At 57.7% G+C, this 15,248-nt stretch carries 18 protein-coding genes; 14 read left to right on the forward strand and 4 right to left on the reverse strand.

The genetic code is table 11. The features are described 5' to 3' along the window. From E3Z29_RS21690 to E3Z29_RS21725, 8 genes are all read left to right on the forward strand, one after another. Nucleotides 1–429: a phage tail assembly chaperone gene (locus tag E3Z29_RS21690; RefSeq protein WP_134786908.1), complete on the forward strand. Its 429-nt coding sequence runs from the start codon at nt 1–3 to the stop codon at nt 427–429. Between the two features lie 117 nt (nt 430–546). Beyond that, nucleotides 547–1,716 carry a phage tail sheath protein gene (locus E3Z29_RS21695; protein WP_134786909.1) on the forward strand — a complete coding sequence of 390 codons (1,170 nt, stop codon included), beginning with the start codon at nt 547–549 and terminating at the stop codon, nt 1,714–1,716. 46 nt (nt 1,717–1,762) lie between these two features. Continuing rightward, a complete protein-coding gene (locus E3Z29_RS21700) occupies nt 1,763–2,278 on the forward strand; it encodes a phage major tail tube protein (protein ID WP_134786910.1) in 516 nt (171 codons plus the stop codon). Between the two features lie 32 nt (nt 2,279–2,310). Further along, nucleotides 2,311–2,640 carry a phage tail assembly protein gene (locus E3Z29_RS21705; protein WP_134786911.1) on the forward strand — a complete coding sequence of 110 codons (330 nt, stop codon included), beginning with the start codon at nt 2,311–2,313 and terminating at the stop codon, nt 2,638–2,640. 8 nt (nt 2,641–2,648) lie between these two features. After that, nucleotides 2,649–2,768, forward strand: coding sequence for a GpE family phage tail protein (locus E3Z29_RS21710; RefSeq protein ID WP_041752072.1), 120 nt, complete (start codon nt 2,649–2,651; stop codon nt 2,766–2,768). Beyond that, on the forward strand, nt 2,758–5,481 hold the full coding sequence (locus tag E3Z29_RS21715) for a phage tail tape measure protein (RefSeq protein ID WP_134786912.1): 2,724 nt from the start codon (nt 2,758–2,760) through the stop codon (nt 5,479–5,481). The genes E3Z29_RS21710 and E3Z29_RS21715 overlap by 11 nt, the downstream gene beginning before the upstream one ends. A 6-nt stretch (nt 5,482–5,487) precedes the next feature. After that, nucleotides 5,488–5,928, forward strand: a complete 441-nt coding sequence (locus tag E3Z29_RS21720) for a phage tail protein (RefSeq protein WP_134786913.1) — start codon at nt 5,488–5,490, stop codon at nt 5,926–5,928. Beyond that, entirely contained in the window at nt 5,925–7,184 is a 1,260-nt protein-coding gene (locus E3Z29_RS21725) for a phage late control D family protein (protein ID WP_134786914.1), read from the forward strand. Before E3Z29_RS21720 ends, E3Z29_RS21725 begins: the two co-directional genes overlap by 4 nt. Nucleotides 7,185–7,223: 39 nt before the next feature. Here E3Z29_RS21725 and E3Z29_RS21730 read toward each other — a convergent pair whose 3' ends face one another. From E3Z29_RS21730 to E3Z29_RS21745, 4 genes are all read right to left on the reverse strand, one after another. Beyond that, a complete protein-coding gene (locus E3Z29_RS21730; protein ID WP_134786915.1) occupies nt 7,224–7,913 on the reverse strand; it encodes a hypothetical protein in 690 nt (229 codons plus the stop codon). A 221-nt stretch (nt 7,914–8,134) separates the two neighbouring features. Beyond that, nucleotides 8,135–9,094 (reverse strand): P-loop NTPase fold protein, encoded by a 960-nt coding sequence (locus tag E3Z29_RS21735; protein ID WP_134786916.1) that lies wholly within the window; start codon nt 9,092–9,094, stop codon nt 8,135–8,137. A gap of 446 nt (nt 9,095–9,540) precedes the next feature. Further along, on the reverse strand, nt 9,541–10,311 hold the full coding sequence (locus tag E3Z29_RS21740; protein ID WP_134786917.1) for a zinc ribbon domain-containing protein: 771 nt from the start codon (nt 10,309–10,311) through the stop codon (nt 9,541–9,543). An 87-nt stretch (nt 10,312–10,398) separates the two neighbouring features. Next, nucleotides 10,399–10,746 carry a helix-turn-helix domain-containing protein gene (locus E3Z29_RS21745; RefSeq protein ID WP_134786918.1) on the reverse strand — a complete coding sequence of 116 codons (348 nt, stop codon included), beginning with the start codon at nt 10,744–10,746 and terminating at the stop codon, nt 10,399–10,401. A gap of 84 nt (nt 10,747–10,830) precedes the next feature. Between E3Z29_RS21745 and E3Z29_RS21750 the strand changes: the two genes are divergently transcribed. The 6 genes from E3Z29_RS21750 (at nt 10,831) to E3Z29_RS21775 (ending at nt 15,240) form a co-directional block, all read left to right on the forward strand. After that, nucleotides 10,831–11,043 (forward strand): DNA-binding protein, encoded by a 213-nt coding sequence (locus E3Z29_RS21750; protein ID WP_015634841.1) that lies wholly within the window; start codon nt 10,831–10,833, stop codon nt 11,041–11,043. Nucleotides 11,044–11,072: 29 nt separating this feature from the next. After that, a complete protein-coding gene (locus E3Z29_RS21755) occupies nt 11,073–11,546 on the forward strand; it encodes a YmfL family putative regulatory protein (protein ID WP_134786919.1) in 474 nt (157 codons plus the stop codon). Then, the gene (locus E3Z29_RS21760) at nt 11,543–11,833 is read left to right on the forward strand and encodes an ogr/Delta-like zinc finger family protein (protein WP_134786920.1); all 291 of its coding nucleotides are present in this window, start codon (nt 11,543–11,545) and stop codon (nt 11,831–11,833) included. Before E3Z29_RS21755 ends, E3Z29_RS21760 begins: the two co-directional genes overlap by 4 nt. Beyond that, on the forward strand, nt 11,830–12,201 hold the full coding sequence (locus tag E3Z29_RS21765) for a hypothetical protein (RefSeq protein ID WP_134786921.1): 372 nt from the start codon (nt 11,830–11,832) through the stop codon (nt 12,199–12,201). Before E3Z29_RS21760 ends, E3Z29_RS21765 begins: the two co-directional genes overlap by 4 nt. Nucleotides 12,202–12,276: 75 nt before the next feature. Further along, entirely contained in the window at nt 12,277–12,510 is a 234-nt protein-coding gene (locus tag E3Z29_RS21770) for a hypothetical protein (protein ID WP_134786922.1), read from the forward strand. Between the two features lie 6 nt (nt 12,511–12,516). Then, nucleotides 12,517–15,240: a toprim domain-containing protein gene (locus tag E3Z29_RS21775; protein ID WP_177416200.1), complete on the forward strand. Its 2,724-nt coding sequence runs from the start codon at nt 12,517–12,519 to the stop codon at nt 15,238–15,240. Nucleotides 15,241–15,248: the final 8 nt, after the last annotated feature.

The raw sequence follows: 15,248 nt of genomic DNA on the forward strand, positions 1-15,248 counted from the left end.
ATGAAGTTTTTTAACGCTGCCGACCTTGGGTTCTACGACACCACTATTAATGACTCAATTCCCGAGGGAGGCGTCGAGATTTCTGCTGAGCATTATCTCGAGCTGATGGTTGGGCAGTCTGCCGGAATGGTCATCGCGGCTGACGAGTCTGGCTGCCCTGTCTTGGTCAATCGGCCACCGCCTAGTCCTGAGGTGCTGGCCGCCGCCGAACGTGCTTGGCGCGATTGGAAGTTGACGTCTGCTGATCCGTTGGTTTCACGTCATCGCGATGAACTTGAGGAAGGCGGGCCGACATCGCTTACAGGTGAGCAATACGCCGAGCTTCAGGCTTACCGCCGCGCCCTTCGCAACTGGCCGGAAGCGGGAGAGTTTCCCTTCGCAGAGCATCGCCCCCCAGCACCGAGCTGGTTAAGCGAAGTGATCGCGTAACGCCTTATAGATTTTCGCCTCCTGTAACACCGCCCACTACAACGCCACGCGCTCGCCCATCCGGCGCGCGCGCGGCAGCCTGTGCACTGTCATCCCATTTACTGCGCAGGCAAAACCATGGCCGATTATCTACACGGCGTGCGGGTGCTCGAACTAAACGACGGCACCCGCCCCATTCGCACCATCCCCACCGCTGTTATCGGCATGGTCTGCACGGCCGACGATGCCGACGCCACCGTTTTTCCTTTTGATACCCCGGTGCTGCTCACCAATGTGCAGACCGCCATCGGCAAGGCCGGTGTGAAAGGCACCCTAGCGGCGAGCCTGCAAGGTATCGCCGACCAGACCCGGCCTTACACCATCGTCGTGCGCGTCAAGGAAGGTGCTACCGAGGCAGAAACCAACAGCGCCCTGATCGGCACCACCACCGCCGACGGCAAGTACACCGGCATGAAAGCGTTGCTTGCCGCCAAGGCCAAGGTCGGTATGGTGCCGCGCATCCTCGGCGTGCCAGGACTGGACAGCCAACCGGTGGCCACCGCGCTTGTGAGCATCGGACAGCAGTTGCGCGCCTTCTGCTACGTCAGTGCCTGGGACTGCAAAACCAAGGAAGAAGCCGTCGCCTACCGCGAAAACTTCGGCGCCCGGGAAGCCATGGTGATCTGGCCGGACTTCCAGAACTGGGACACCGTCACCAACGCCACCGTCAAGGCCTCGGCCATCGCCCGAGCCCTCGGCCTGCGAGCCAAGATCGATCAGGAAGTGGGTTGGCACAAAACCCTCTCCAACGTCGCGGTGAATGGCGTCACCGGGATAAGCGCCGACGTGTTCTGGGATCTACAAAACCCGGCTACCGATGCCAACTACCTCAACGGAAACGAGGTCACCACTCTGATCAACGAGGGCGGCTTCCGCTTCTGGGGCAGCCGCACGTGCAGCGACGATCCGCTGTTCGCTTTCGAGAACTACACCCGGACTGCGCAGATACTCGCCGACACCATGGCCGAGGCGCAGATGTGGGCCGTGGACAAACCCATGCACCCTTCCCTGGTGCGCGACATGATCGAGAGCATCAAGGCCAAATTCCGCGAGATGGTCGGCAGCGGTTACCTCATCGGCGGCGACTGCTGGTACCCGGAAGAGATCAACGACAAGGACATGCTCAAGGCCGGCAAGCTCTACCTCGATTATGACTACACGCCCGTGCCGCCGCTGGAAGACCTGACCCTTCGCCAGCGTATCACCGACCGCTACCTGATCCAGTTCGCCAGCAAAGTGAACGCCTGATTCGGCGCTCCCCTGAGGGGGAGTCCGTACCCCGGAGACCAACGCCATGGCCATGCCTCGCAAACTCAAAAACATGAACCTGTTCAACGACGGCAACACCTACCAGGGCGTTGCCAAGAGCGTCACCCCGCCACCGCTCGGACGCAAGATGGAAAGCTACCGGGGGGGCGGCATGAACGGCCCCGTCAAGGCGGACCTCGGATTCTCCGATGACGGCATCCAGTTCGAATGGAAGACCGGCGGCCTGGATCTGATCGCGCTCAAACAGTTCGGCAGCGTCAACGCGTCCGGCGTGCAACTGCGCTTCGCTGGCTCTTTCCAGCAGGACGACACGGGTGAAGTCAGTGCCGTGGAAATCATCGTCCGTGGCCGTCACGAAACCATCGAAATGGGCGACGCGGCCCCCGGTGAAGACACCGAACACAGCATCACCACCACTTGCAGCTACTACAAGCTGGTCGTCGATAACGAGGACATCATCGAGATCGACTTGCTCAACTTCATCGAAAAGGTCAACGGCGTGGACATGCTGGAGAAACAGCGCTCTGCCATCGGCCTCTGATCCACCTTCAACCCTGACCACCGGAGCATTCCATGAAAACCGAAAACACCGTCGAAACCCTGCCAGCAGTCGACGACAACACCGTCCTCCTCGATACGCCGATCCTGCGCGGCAAGAATCAGATCGACAGCCTCACCCTGCGCAAACCTCAGTCCGGCGAGCTGCGCGGCGTCCACCTGGTGGATCTGCTGAACCTCGATGTCGGCGCCCTGCTCAAGGTACTGCCACGCATCACCTCGCCAAGCATCACCGCACCGGAAGCCGCCGGCATGGACCCGGCCGACCTGCTCGCTTGCGGCAACAAGGTCGCCCATTTTTTGTTGCAGAAGTCGGTGAGGATGGACGCCTCCCTCGTTGCGTAGAAGACGCCATGGCCGATCTGGCCGTGGTCTTTCACTGGGCGCCGGCTGACATGGACCAGTTGGGCCTGCAAGAACTGATGGACTGGCGCGAGCGCGCCAGGGTGCGGAGTTCCACCGATGGCGAATGATCTAAAACTTCAGGTGCTGCTCAACGCCATCGACCGCGCAAGCGGCCCCCTGAAGGCAATCGACAAGGGCAGCATCGGTGCTGCCCGCGCACTCAAAGACGCCCGCAACCGCCTCAAAGAACTCAACGCCCAACAGAAAGACGTCAGCGCCTGGCGCACCCAGCGCGCCGCCGCTGAGCAGACCGAAACCGCCCTCACCTCAGCCCGCGACAAAGTCCGGGCACTCAGCCAACAGTTTGCTGCCACCGGTGTTCCGACCAAGGCCATGGCCAAGGACTTCCGCACGGCCGTGCGCGAGGCACAGCGGCTCAAGGAACAGCACCAGCAGCAGTCCGAACAGTTGCAGACCCTGCGTTCGAAGCTGTACAGCGCAGGGATCAGCACCAAAGACCTCGGCACCCACGAACGCCAGCTGCGCGAGCAGATCGGCGCCACCAATGCCACGATCAGCGAACAAGGCAAACGGTTGGTAGCCCTGAATGCGCAACAGAAGCGAATGGCAATAGAGCGCAGCAGGTTAGAGAAAACCCAAAGTCTGGCCAGCGACATGGCCGTCAACGGCGCCGCCGGTTTGGGCGCGGGTTATGCGATCAGTCGCCCGCTGAAACAGACCGTTGAAGCGTTCGCCCCGAACGAAGACTCTGCGACGCAATTGAAAGTGTCGATGATGGACAACACCGGCAAGGTGGCCGAGGACTTCCAGAAGATCACCGACCTCGCCACAAAACTCGGCGACCGCTTGCCTGGCACCACTGCTGATTTTCAAGAAATGATGACCATGCTTCGGCGCCAAGGTCTCAGCGCGCAAAGCATCCTCGGCGGTACCGGCGAAGCGGCCGCGTACCTGGGCGTGCAATTGAAAATGCCGGTAGCCGAAGCCGCCGAGTTCGCGGCCAAGATGCAGGACGCCACGCGCACCACCGAGAAAGACATGATGGCGCTGATGGATACCATCCAGCGGGGTTTCTACTCGGGCGTTGACTCGACCAACATGCTCCAGGGCTTCAGCAAGATCGCCCCGGTGATGGACACCATCAAGAAGTCAGGGATCGAGGCAGCAAACGAACTGGCACCGCTGCTGATCATGATGGACCAGGCCGGCATGGAAGGCGGCGCCGCCGGTAACGCGTTCCGTAAAATCTTCCAGGCGGGTTTGAACAAGGACAAGGTTGACGACGTCAACAAGATCCGCCAACTGAAAGGCCAAAAGATTCAGTTCAAGTTCACCGACAAGAAAGGTAACTTCGCCGGTCTGGAGAACCTGTTCGCCCAGGTCGAAAAACTCAAGACGCTCAACGACGAAGACCGTACCGAGACCATCAAAGACTTGTTCGGTGATGACTCGGAGACCATGACCACCCTCAACACCATGATAAACAAGGGGCTGGTGGGTTACAAAGAGGTGCAGCAGAAGCTCCAGAACCAGGCCGACCTGCGCACCCGCGTCAATGAACAACTCAGCACCCTGACCAACGTCATGGAAGCCGCCGAGGGCAGCTTCACCAATGCCATGGCCGAGTTCGGCGCCGCTGTCGCGCCCGACCTGAAAGAGCTGATCAACACCTTGGGCGAAGTCGCGAACAAGGTTGGCGCCTGGGCGCGGGAGAATCCTAAACTTGCCGGCGGGCTGGTCAAAGTCGTGGCTCTGGTCGCAGGCCTGTCGTTCGTGTTCGGTGGTCTGGCTATAGGCATGGCCAGCCTGCTCGGCCCGTTTGCCGTGGTTCGCTACGGCATGGCGATGTTCGGCATGCAGGGTGGTGGCACGCTGCGAATCATGCAGAAGCTGTTCCCCACCATCACCGGCCTGGCACGCAATGCGTTCCCGTTGCTGGGTCAGGGCGTTCGACTGCTCGCCAGCACGCTCAGCGGCGCATTGGTGACCGCCCTGCGTACCGTCAGCATCGCCATGTGGGGGCTCGCTACCAACCCGGTGGCTCTGGCCATCGGCGCAGTGGTCGCCATCCTCGCCGGCGCGGCCTACCTGATCTACACCAACTGGGACGCGGTGAAGCTCTACTTCGCCAATGCCTGGACAGAGATCAAAGCCGGATTCAGCGGAGGCATCGGCGGCATCCTCACCACGCTGGCCAACTTCAGCCCCATTGGTTTGATCTACCAGGCCTTCGCCGGCGTGATGAGTTACCTCGGCGTGGATCTGCCGAGCCGCTTCACAGAGTTCGGCAACATGCTGGTCAACGGCCTGGTCAACGGACTGCTCGCAGGCTTGGGCCAGATCACCAACGCCGTCAGCTCGATTGCTGATTCGGCCATCAACATGTTCAAGGAAAAGCTCGGCATCCATAGCCCGTCACGCGTGTTCACGGCGCTCGGCGGCTTCACTATGGCCGGTCTGACCCAAGGTCTGGAGGGTGGCCAGGACGGCCCACTGGGTGCCGTCACCGACATGGGTAAGCAGGTCATATCTGCCGGGCAACGTGCGCTCGGCGCCGTGGCCGGGCCGCTGGGCGCCATCGGGTTACCGCAGTTGCCGACCGGTGCCGCTGCATCCTCCTCAGTGTCGATCGACAATCGCGCCCCCATCAGTCCGGCGCCGGCCGCAGCCTACGACAGCCACGACACCTACGAAATCAACATCCACACCACGCCCGGGATGGATGAACGCGCCATCGCCCGCGCCGTGCGCGCCGAGCTGGCCCGCGTTTCCAGCGAAAAGAACGCCCGCCAGCGCAGCAAACTGTCCGACCTGGAGTAACCCGCCATGATGCTCGCCTTGGGCATGTTCGTTTTCAGCCTTTCCACCGCCGCCTATCAGGAGCTGCAACGCCAGACTGAATGGCGCCATGCGAGCACCAACCGCGTCGGCGCCGCGCCCGCTCGCCAGTTCGTCGGCCGTGGTGATGACTCCATCACCCTGCCCGGCATCATCCTGCCGGAACTCGCCGGCAGCGCCCTCAGCCTCGATGCCCTGCGCTTGATGGCCAACACCGGCAAGGCGTGGCCCATGGTCGAGGGTAGCGGCCGGATATACGGCCTGTGGATCATCGAAAGCCTGAGCGAAACCAAGACAATCTTCTTCCGCGACGGCACCCCGCGCCGGATCGAATTCACCCTCAGCCTCAAGCGCATCGATGACGACCGAATTGACCTAATCGGCGCCGGTACCAGCGCCGGCGTCAGCATCATGAGGGCGCTGCTGTGATCGATTCCGCCCTATCCCGCGTCACCGGTTTTCTGGACAAGACCATCGAGCGCTACAAACGCGAGGCAGCCTACCCGGTGCCGGCGTTTCGCATCACCGTGGATGGCAACGATATCGCCCAACTGATCAGCCCGCGCCTGATGAGCCTGGACCTGACCGACAACCGAGGCATCGAGGCCGATCAACTCAGCATAACCCTCAGCGACCACGATGGGCTGTTGGCCATCCCGCCTAAGGGCGCGGTGGTTCGGTTGTGGCTGGGCTGGAGTGACACAGGCCTGGTGGACAAAGGCACCTACACCGTCGATGAAACCGAACACTCCGGCGCGCCGGACGTGCTGAGCATTCGCGCGCGTTCCGCCGATCTGCGCAAGGGCCTGAAGACCAAACGCGAACGTAGTTGGAGCAACACCACGCTCGGCGAGGTGCTGGGTGATATCGCCCTGGGCAACGGCCTGACCGCCACCATTGCCGGCGCCCTCGACGGGTTGCCCATCCTGCAGCTCGACCAGGCCAATGAGTCCGACGCCAACCTGATCAGCCGCGTCGGTGAAGAATTCGATGCCGTGGTGACGGTCAAGGCTGGCTGCCTGCTGTGCCTGCCCGCCGGCGGCGGCAAGACTGCGAGCGGCGCCGAACTGCCCCACATCACCCTCACCCGCGCCGATGGCGACCAGCACCGGTACCTGCAAGCTGACCGCGATAGCTACGACGGCGTGCGGGCGTACTTCTACGACGTGAACAGTGCCAAGAAACAGGAAGCAATTGCCGGCGGTGGCGAGAACCTGAAGGATCTGCGCCATACCTACAGCGACCGGCAGTCAGCCCTGCGTGCTGCACGGGCCGAGTTCAACCGGCTGCAACGTGGTAGCGCGACACTCAGCTATACCCTGGCCATAGGCCGGCCGGATCTGATCCCAGAGCTGACCTACACGCTTGAAGGGGTGAAGCCGGAGATCGACGAAATCATTTGGTATGGCGGCAACGTGCAGCACACGCTCAGTGCGGACAACGGTTACACCGTCAGCCTGGAGTTGGAAAGCAAGCTGCCGGAAGATACCGTTGAGGATCTGGCGGAAGAGAACAAGGGGGATTTCACAGGGATCATCGCGTACTACCGCGACAAGACAGGAAAGGAGAAGACCGTGACGGCTGGGGATCAGAGCAAGCCGCGACGATTGCGTTGGTTGTACGCTACGGAGAAGACTGCCAAGCGGGCCGTTGTTCGCGAATGGGCGCGATTAAAGGGAAATTGAGCATGGGTGAGGAAGCGGCTGACTTCCTCACCCAATATTTTATTTCTCGAAACGATCGATATGCCTTATTGCGGCGTCCACAGCCTGACACCCCTCCGAAAACTGAACCCGCCTGAATCCAAAACCCGTACCATCCTCAAACATTAGTTTCAACTTCAAAAGAACATCGCGTTCCTCAAGGATAACCAACACAGCGCCACCCATTGAAAACCTTTTTCGAATTATCGAGTTAAACTTCAGCAAAGTCGCCCCACTCGCCGAACTCAAAAAAGCTTTCAACTCATCAATATCAACATACTTAAATAAAGGCATTTCAAAGCTATCAGCCAACTCTCGGAACATTTTGAGCTCCTTATCATCGCTCCAACCACTCAAGCGTTGAATATAATTTCTTTCCGACTCGTAATCCCTAATCGCAGTATCAAATTTCGTCATTAGCTCATCAAGCTCAGGAGAATACGACTTCCCCTGTCGCACATAAAAAAACTCGTCTCCTGCCACTTCAAAGTCGTAGCCATCTGCTCCTAATAGTTCTCGCCACTTGACAACCGACTCTTGAAAAATATCCAACAGCTGATCTAACGGTACTGGAGTCCCACCCATACTTGAATCATATGAAAACTCAGAAATAATATTTGCAAGGTTTTTAACATTACAAACACCCGGCATTGGATTTCGAACCGCATCAATAACCTCATTGAAGTATGCGATGTATTCAGCCTCACTCATTTCTGTTCGATCAAGCAATCGCTCGTACAACTTACATATGGGACGATTTGAGTAGTCAGTATAACCTTCAGAAACCACGAGCGATTTTTTTGAGATCATCAACCTCTAATTTATCAAATAAAACATAGTCAAGCACAAAACTAAATTCTGAAGAACCATTACAAACCAGCGAGGGTAAGGATTGAATGAAAACGTCTTCATCAGTCAAAACAACTGATTTTCTATCCTGCATCGATCGATATATAGAGCTGCCGATCATAATAACCATTGCAAATACTGCGCAGAGTCGCCTTTTGCTCGGCTGTCTTTTTACCACGCAATTTGGACGTAAGAGAAGCAAGAAACACAACCTGATATAGCATTTTCAGGCGGTGCGAATTAACAATTTTCTCAGATCCAATTGACACTTTATACAGATGAATTCGCTTAAGAAACTCTAAAGATGTGGAAATAGTCCTTACATTCTTAATATCAAAAAAACTAACGATCGGCATCAAATGCGTATCTACAACGGCGGACAACTCTTCAGCTAAATCAGCACAGACCATTTCTAACGAAAGCTTCAGAGCATCCGAACAGGACATCCTGATTGGAACATCCCTCCATATATTCTTTTCGTAAATAGCCGCATGCACTGACCCGTGGAAAATCTTCGTCTCATCCAAAAGTATAATAACTTTACGAGACTTAAACTCAGAGAAGTAATTGATCTCCGACCATGCCTTTAGAAAGTTTGACTCGGACAATCTATCTAGATCATCAAAACACAACACATAATCTTCAAGAGCATCAATTATTCTTTTCTTAACTGCGCCTCCAACTGCCATCACCGCTGCGCCGATTACACCAGCGCTTTTGGGATCAGAAGTAATACTTGTAAACAAACCAGTCAGCAGCGCACCAGCTCCATTCTTCGATTTATCATCAACGTCTTTTATACCAGACAATTCCTCTATTAGAAAATCGTCCAACCCCTTGCCCGAAATCCCATAAGAATACAGAGAAACATACAAACACTTCCTCCCTCCACCTTCAATTATTTTTCTTATTGTATTTTTGAACAAATGGGTTTTCCCGCTCCCCCACTCTCCGGTAATAGCCAGAGCACCACTTCTCTTTGAGTTGAAATACTCACCTAAAACTTCAGACCAATAAGAACTTACTTCTTCAAAATCATTCATTTTCTGCCACCAAAATTATAAATCAAGCAGTAACAATCGACGTTTTCACTAAAAAACCAATAAAAAAGAGAACAAATATAAAAAACAGCTCCGGAATGATTGCCGGAGCCACCTCCAAACTCCCTTACTCTGATGACTGCGCAAACGCCTCCATGATCCTCAGTACATCCTGACGCTGCTGGTCATTCAGCTTTGCCAGAAGGTGCAAAAAAAGGTGCTCCAAAGGGGTAAGGTTTTCCATCGTGCGTACTCCATTTCCTTGTGATGGGCGGGGTGCTTTTCGCAGCACCTGAACCGCCCGGGAGTCACCCATTCTCAGCACGTCTTCCTGTGCCACCAGCCCCACTAAATCATTTAGGCCTGGTCTGAATGGATGTCGCCACCGAGATGGTTACTCTCCGAGCTACACACCACGTTGGAAGTGTAAGCAGCAGTTGCGCCGGCCCTTACAGTGCCGGCGGCAGCGTCATGTACACGCCGTTTTCTCCCCACCCTTGCAGGTTCCCCCTGGCGTCAACAACGTAGTACTCGCCGAAACTGTTTCCGGGTTCATCCAGGCGCAACCCACCGTCAGGAAGCTTTTTTGCCTGATAGCTGTTTGTGTTTTTTCCGCCGCTTGGAAAAATCGAATCGATGGCGTATTTGCCGTTGCGCTTGTACAGCACCATCACATGGCCGAGGGCTCCGTCACGCAGCCAACTGCCGACTTTGTCCGGATAACCAGCAAGGTCCAGCGCCTTCAACGCCTGGTAGTCTTTTGCGCTTAAGCCAATCAGAGAACTCTTGTAGTCCGGGTCAAAACTGGCGTTGGCCCAGTAAGCCTTGTCGGTCTGCCCTTCGACTCTGAAGCCGATGAAAGTCGCTTTGGCCTTAATTTTTGTGTCTACGCGAACTGCCTTAGCCACGTCAGCCAGCTCCGCATCACTCAAGCGCTTTGGCAGCAGAACCTCGACTTTACGAGGGCGCCCCTCTTGAAAATCGTCCTTCGTGATCGAATACGATTTCGGCGCAACACTCTGCGTGACCTTCTCGACGGGCTTGTCTTTGGTGCCGCCTGAACACATCGAAACTGTCACACCGATGATGACTATCAGAAAGACAAACCCGGCGACCTTTCCGAGGAATGTGATACCCGGATCAGCGACACCACAGCTCGGACAAACTTTCGCGGTGACATCAACTTTGTGCTTGCAAGACTTACAGGGCTTCAAGGCCATTCGTACCGCTCCTTTCTATATCCATGAAAAAGCCGGCCATCGTGGCCGGCGTGTTGCTTCCACTTACCTTGTCAGCGCTTGACCAGATCAGTCGTTTTCCTTTCTCCCATCAATGCTTGCGGCTTTCGCAAAGGCCGAAACCATGCGCAACAACACTTCACGATCCAAGTCAGTGACGTGCTGATAGAGCTCAAGAAATTTGGCCGCGTCGGCATTGATGCTTTCAGCAGTCGTGGGCTTGCGCTCACCGGTCACCACATACAACACATCGACACCCTGATCGGCCACAGCCGCAAGGTAGGTCGCATCCGGGCTACGTTCGCCCTTCTCGTAGTTGTACTGGCTGTTTTTCGAGGCACCAGCCTTCGCCGCGAACTCGGTCTGGTTGAAGCCCAGCCGCTCGCGCTCTTCTTTTAGGCGATCACCAATTCCCACAAATGTCTCCACAGCGAATTGACATTCCCACATGCATGGGAAATACTTCGCCTGTCATCACACGAAATCACACGAAACGAGACTATGCCGAACGGATACCCCACGGAGCAAGCGTGCAAGGAAGCCCGCGAGAGGCTCGCGCATCAGGGTCTGTCGGCCAAGGACTGGGCCGATCAGCACAACCTCACCCCGTCCACGGTGTATGCCGTGTTGAACGGACAGAAGAAATGCCTTCGGGGCGAATCTCACCGCGCCGCGGTACTACTCGGAATCAAAGACGGCGTCGTCACAAACTAGGCCGGTTGGCTCAGGGAGGAAACCAGAAGATGAAACGTTCAGTTCTAGCCAACCGGAAAGACGTGATCAGCGCAGTCATAGGCGCCTATCCAGGCGGTCGCCTCTACGCCGCCGCACAACTCGGTATGTCGATCAAGAAGTTCGACAACCAAGCCTACGAGAGCGCCGGCTGCCGTCCACTGAGTGACGACCACGTCTACCGCCTCGAACAAATTGCTGGGACCTCGTATCTGGCGGACTACATCGCCGGCAAGTACGGCGGCATGTTTGTGCCAGTGGCAGTCCCTGCCTCCTTGGACAACGTTGAGTTGTACAACCGTTCGGTGAGAGCTGCCGCCAAACGCGGCATGGTTGACCAGATCATTGCCAAGGCTCTAGACGACGGGGTCATTGAACCGGGAGAGGCGGAAACCATCATCGCCGCCCTTATGAAGTACATGTCTGCCCGCTACGCCGAAGTGCTGGCAACCATTCAATTGCATGGTCGGGGGTTCGCCGGGTGAGTACTTACAAACTGGTTTGCCCGCACTGTCTCGGCCGCATGCGTATCCGCACCAGCGAAGGCACACACATTTTCCTGCGGGTGGCCTACCTGCAATGCACCAACGAGGCCTGCGGCTGGTCGGTGCGTGCCGAGTTCGAGATGACTCACGAAATGAGCCCCAGTGGCATGGCAAACCCATCGGTGCGTTTGCCCATTGCCGACGTCGCTCTGCGTCGTGCCGCGATGAAGACCGCCAACGATCAACCCGACCTGCTCGACCAAATGGAAATGGAGTGTGCGCAATGAATCACGAACAGTTGACCCACGACTACCGCAGCAGCATGCAACGCGCCGCGTTCGCTTATCTGCAACGGCACGAAGCGCAGTACTTGGTGGACTCGGACCTGCTCTACGAAAACTGCGTTCGCCACTTGGCCACGTCGCTGGAAGTACCTGTATTCATGGCGGAGCGACTGGTGCACAACGCCTGGACAGAATTGCAGGTGATCAAGCAGCGCAAATGGATCGGCGTGGACTGGGGAAACAGCCCCGGCTGCACGGTCGTGCACTTGATCGATATCCGGGCTGATCTGCGCTACCCGGTACCGGCAAGGCTGCTGCCGCAGACCCTGCTGGCCCAGCGCGATTCCGCGCACAAGCACCACCCTCAGTAACTCCCTTTTAAACACCCCGCCCTGCCCCGCTTCCCGTGGGTTTGGGTGAGCTTTGCCTGAAATCCGAGGTGGATCATGGAAATCGACATCGCCGTCACCGCAAAACTGCCCCGAGCGCAGGCCGAAGCCCTGCTCCAGGCACTGCGCGCGCAGTACTCCGTGCAGTTCAACGAGTACTGGTATGACGATCGTTTTCGCATGATCCCCGAGGGTTTGCGGCACGGATCGCTGCTGACGGCCTTCCCGGTGATGGCCGCGCAAAAACGCCTGATTGGCGCCCTCAAACAAAGCCTCGGCGAAGTGAAGTAAGCCCCGATGAAGATGGAAGACAAACTACGCGCCGAAGTACTGCGCCGCCTTGAGAGCGACTACGAGCTGAAGCACCGGCCGCTTACCGATTACATGCGGGGCGGCAAGTGCCCCGCCTGCAACAAGAAGGAGCTGTACACCAATCACAACAACCCGTGGCTGATCATCTGCGGTCGGGAAAGCAAGTGCGGCCAGACCTGGCACGTCAAGGAAATCTACGACGATCTGTTTGATGACTGGAGCGGTCGCGCCCCTTCCACCGAACAGCATCCGACCGCGACTGCTCGGGCCTATCTTGAGTTCGCCCGAGGATTCAAGCTTGAGCTTATTCAAGGCTGGTACACGCAGGACACGTTCTACTCTCCGGAGCTGGATGCCGGTAGTGCCACTGTGCGTTTCGCGCTGGACAAGGGCGGTTACTGGGAGCGCCTGATTGATCGGCCGCACCGGTTCGGCAAGCAGAAAGCTCGGTTCAAAAAGGGTGACAGCTACAAAGGCGTTTGGTGGTGCCCGCCGTGCGTTGATCTGCTGGCCGTCGACGAGCTCTGGATCGTCGAGGGCATTTTCGATGCCATCGCCTTGGTGCATCACGGGGTTGCGGCGGTGTCGGCCATGTCGTCAGGCGCTTTCCCTGAAGAGTCCCTGAAAGAACTTGCGCGACTGCGTGGCGGGAAGCTGCCGAGGCTGGTGTGGGCCCTGGACAACGAGCCAGGTGCGCACAAGTACACGAAGCGCTGGGTACGTCAGTCCCGTGGCCTGGGCTATCAGTGTGAGGCCGCGCAGATCCCCCAACCCGCCGATGGCCGCAAGGTCGATTGGAACGACCTGCATCAACGCTGGGCGTTCATCGATGGAGAGTCGGAGCGGGCCGAGCAGCGGGAGAAAGACCTCGATACCGCCCGCTACCACGGCGCTCTACTGATCGCCGAAAGCGCGTCAGAGAAAGGCGTCCTGATGTACGAATGGCGCGAGCGACACGAGTTTCACTTCGGGTTCGAGAGCCGGCTCTACTGGTTCAAGATGGATCTGGAGAAATTCAACAAGGCCATGCAGGCGCTGGAGTCATCCGAGCGCCACGAAGACCAACTGCTGAACGACAAGCAGCGCCGCGACAAGGCCCTGCGCCAATGCGGCGGCGTAGTCGAAATCGCCAACTGCTACCCGCAAGCGCTGTACTTCCAGCGCAACGAAGTCACCGACGAATCCTGGTACTACTTCCGCGTCGATTTTCCCCACGACAGCGGCAGCGTGAAGAACACTTTCACCGGTGGCCAGGTCGCCGCCGCCAGCGAGTTCAAGAAACGCCTGCTGAGCATGGCCGCCGGCGCCGTGTTCACCGGCAGCGGGCAGCAGCTCGACAAGATCATGAAGGATCAGTTGTTCGGCCTGAAGACCGTCGAAACCATCGACTTCATCGGCTACAGCAAACTCCACAGTTGCTACGTGTTTGGCGATCTGGCCGTCCGTGGCGGCATTGTCAGCGTGGTGAACAAGGAGGACTTTTTCGAGTTCGGCAAGTTGCGGCTGAAGACACTGCAAAAGTCGATCGCCATGCACATCCAGCGCGACGCCAAGGAATACCGGACAGACTGGCTGCCGATGCTGTGGCTGTGTTTTGGTGCCAAGGGCATCGTCGCCCTGGCCTTCTGGTTTGGCTCGCTGTTCGCCGAGCAGATCCGCGCGCAGTACAAATCCTTTCCGTTCCTTGAAGTCACCGGTGAGGCCGGCGCCGGCAAGACCACGCTGCTGACTTTCTTGTGGAAGTTGCTCGGCCGCGAGCATGAAGGTTTTGACCCATCGAAATCGACCCGCGCCGGCCGTCAGCGCGCCATGGGCCAGGTCTCCAACATGCCCGTCGTGCTGATCGAGGGCGACCGCAACGAGCCGGACAAGGCGCACGCCAAGGGCTTTGACTGGGACGAGCTGAAGGACTTCTACGGCGGCGGCACGCTCGGTACCAAGGGCATGAAAACCAGCGGCAACGAGACCTACGAACCGCCGTTCCGGGGTGCTATTGCGATAAGCCAGAACGCCGATGTCAGCGCGTCGGAAGCGATCCTGACGCGGATTATCAAATCGCACTTTGCACGTCCGGAAGTCACCACCGAGAGCCGTGCAGCGGCTGACAACCTGAACCTGATCCCGGTCGAGCAACTGAGCCACTTCCTGCTGCTGGCCGTGCGTGCTGAAGCCCAGGTGATGGCGAAGTTTGCCGAACGCGTGGTGGTTCATGAACAGCATCTGCGCAAGCTCAAGGACATCCGCGTGGAGCGGATCATCAAGAACCACAGCCAGTTGATGGCCCTGGTCGATTGCTTGCGCTTGGTTTGCCCGCTCGATGACAACCACGTCGCCACGACGCAGCAGGCGCTGATGACCATGGCACTGGAGCGGCAAGCCGCGATCAGCGCTGATCACCCACTGGTTGCGGAGTTCTGGGAAGTCTTCGAATACCTCGAAAGCCTGGGCGAAGGCCCGCAGGTCAACCACAGCACCGACCCGAAACTTATCGCGATCAACCTCAACGAGTTCGCCGAGAAGGCCAGCGAGCATCGGCAAAACCTCGCCGACCTCAAGACGTTGCGAGGGCTGCTGGTGAACAGCCGCAGCCGCAAATGGGTTGAAACCAACAAGGCGGTGTACAGCGCAGTTCGCGCCTCACAGGCCGCCGGCAACGCGATGTTCAACAAACCCACCACTGTGCGCTGCTGGATTTTTCAGAGCGCCTAACTGCAACC

Origin of the sequence: Pseudomonas sp. S150 (genome assembly GCF_004526365.1) — a bacterium.
Classification (GTDB): Bacteria; Pseudomonadota; Gammaproteobacteria; order Pseudomonadales; family Pseudomonadaceae; genus Aquipseudomonas; species Aquipseudomonas putida_A.

Bases quoted from the DNA above. Each gene is read 5' to 3' on its own strand.
- E3Z29_RS21730 (WP_134786915.1), bottom strand. From the start codon at position 7,913: ATGAGTGAGGCTGAATACATCGCATACTTCAATGAGGTTATTGATGCG.
- E3Z29_RS21710 (WP_041752072.1), top strand. From the start codon at position 2,649: ATGGCCGATCTGGCCGTGGTCTTTCACTGGGCGCCGGCTGACATGGAC.
- E3Z29_RS21750 (WP_015634841.1), top strand. From the start codon at position 10,831: ATGCCGAACGGATACCCCACGGAGCAAGCGTGCAAGGAAGCCCGCGAG.
- E3Z29_RS21715 (WP_134786912.1), top strand. From the start codon at position 2,758: ATGGCGAATGATCTAAAACTTCAGGTGCTGCTCAACGCCATCGACCGC.
- E3Z29_RS21755 (WP_134786919.1), top strand. From the start codon at position 11,073: ATGAAACGTTCAGTTCTAGCCAACCGGAAAGACGTGATCAGCGCAGTC.
- E3Z29_RS21765 (WP_134786921.1), top strand. From the start codon at position 11,830: ATGAATCACGAACAGTTGACCCACGACTACCGCAGCAGCATGCAACGC.
- E3Z29_RS21720 (WP_134786913.1), top strand. From the start codon at position 5,488: ATGATGCTCGCCTTGGGCATGTTCGTTTTCAGCCTTTCCACCGCCGCC.
- E3Z29_RS21740 (WP_134786917.1), bottom strand. From the start codon at position 10,311: ATGGCCTTGAAGCCCTGTAAGTCTTGCAAGCACAAAGTTGATGTCACC.
- E3Z29_RS21690 (WP_134786908.1), top strand. From the start codon at position 1: ATGAAGTTTTTTAACGCTGCCGACCTTGGGTTCTACGACACCACTATT.
- E3Z29_RS21700 (WP_134786910.1), top strand. From the start codon at position 1,763: ATGGCCATGCCTCGCAAACTCAAAAACATGAACCTGTTCAACGACGGC.
- E3Z29_RS21770 (WP_134786922.1), top strand. From the start codon at position 12,277: ATGGAAATCGACATCGCCGTCACCGCAAAACTGCCCCGAGCGCAGGCC.
- E3Z29_RS21705 (WP_134786911.1), top strand. From the start codon at position 2,311: ATGAAAACCGAAAACACCGTCGAAACCCTGCCAGCAGTCGACGACAAC.
- E3Z29_RS21735 (WP_134786916.1), bottom strand. From the start codon at position 9,094: ATGAATGATTTTGAAGAAGTAAGTTCTTATTGGTCTGAAGTTTTAGGT.
- E3Z29_RS21775 (WP_177416200.1), top strand. From the start codon at position 12,517: ATGAAGATGGAAGACAAACTACGCGCCGAAGTACTGCGCCGCCTTGAG.
- E3Z29_RS21695 (WP_134786909.1), top strand. From the start codon at position 547: ATGGCCGATTATCTACACGGCGTGCGGGTGCTCGAACTAAACGACGGC.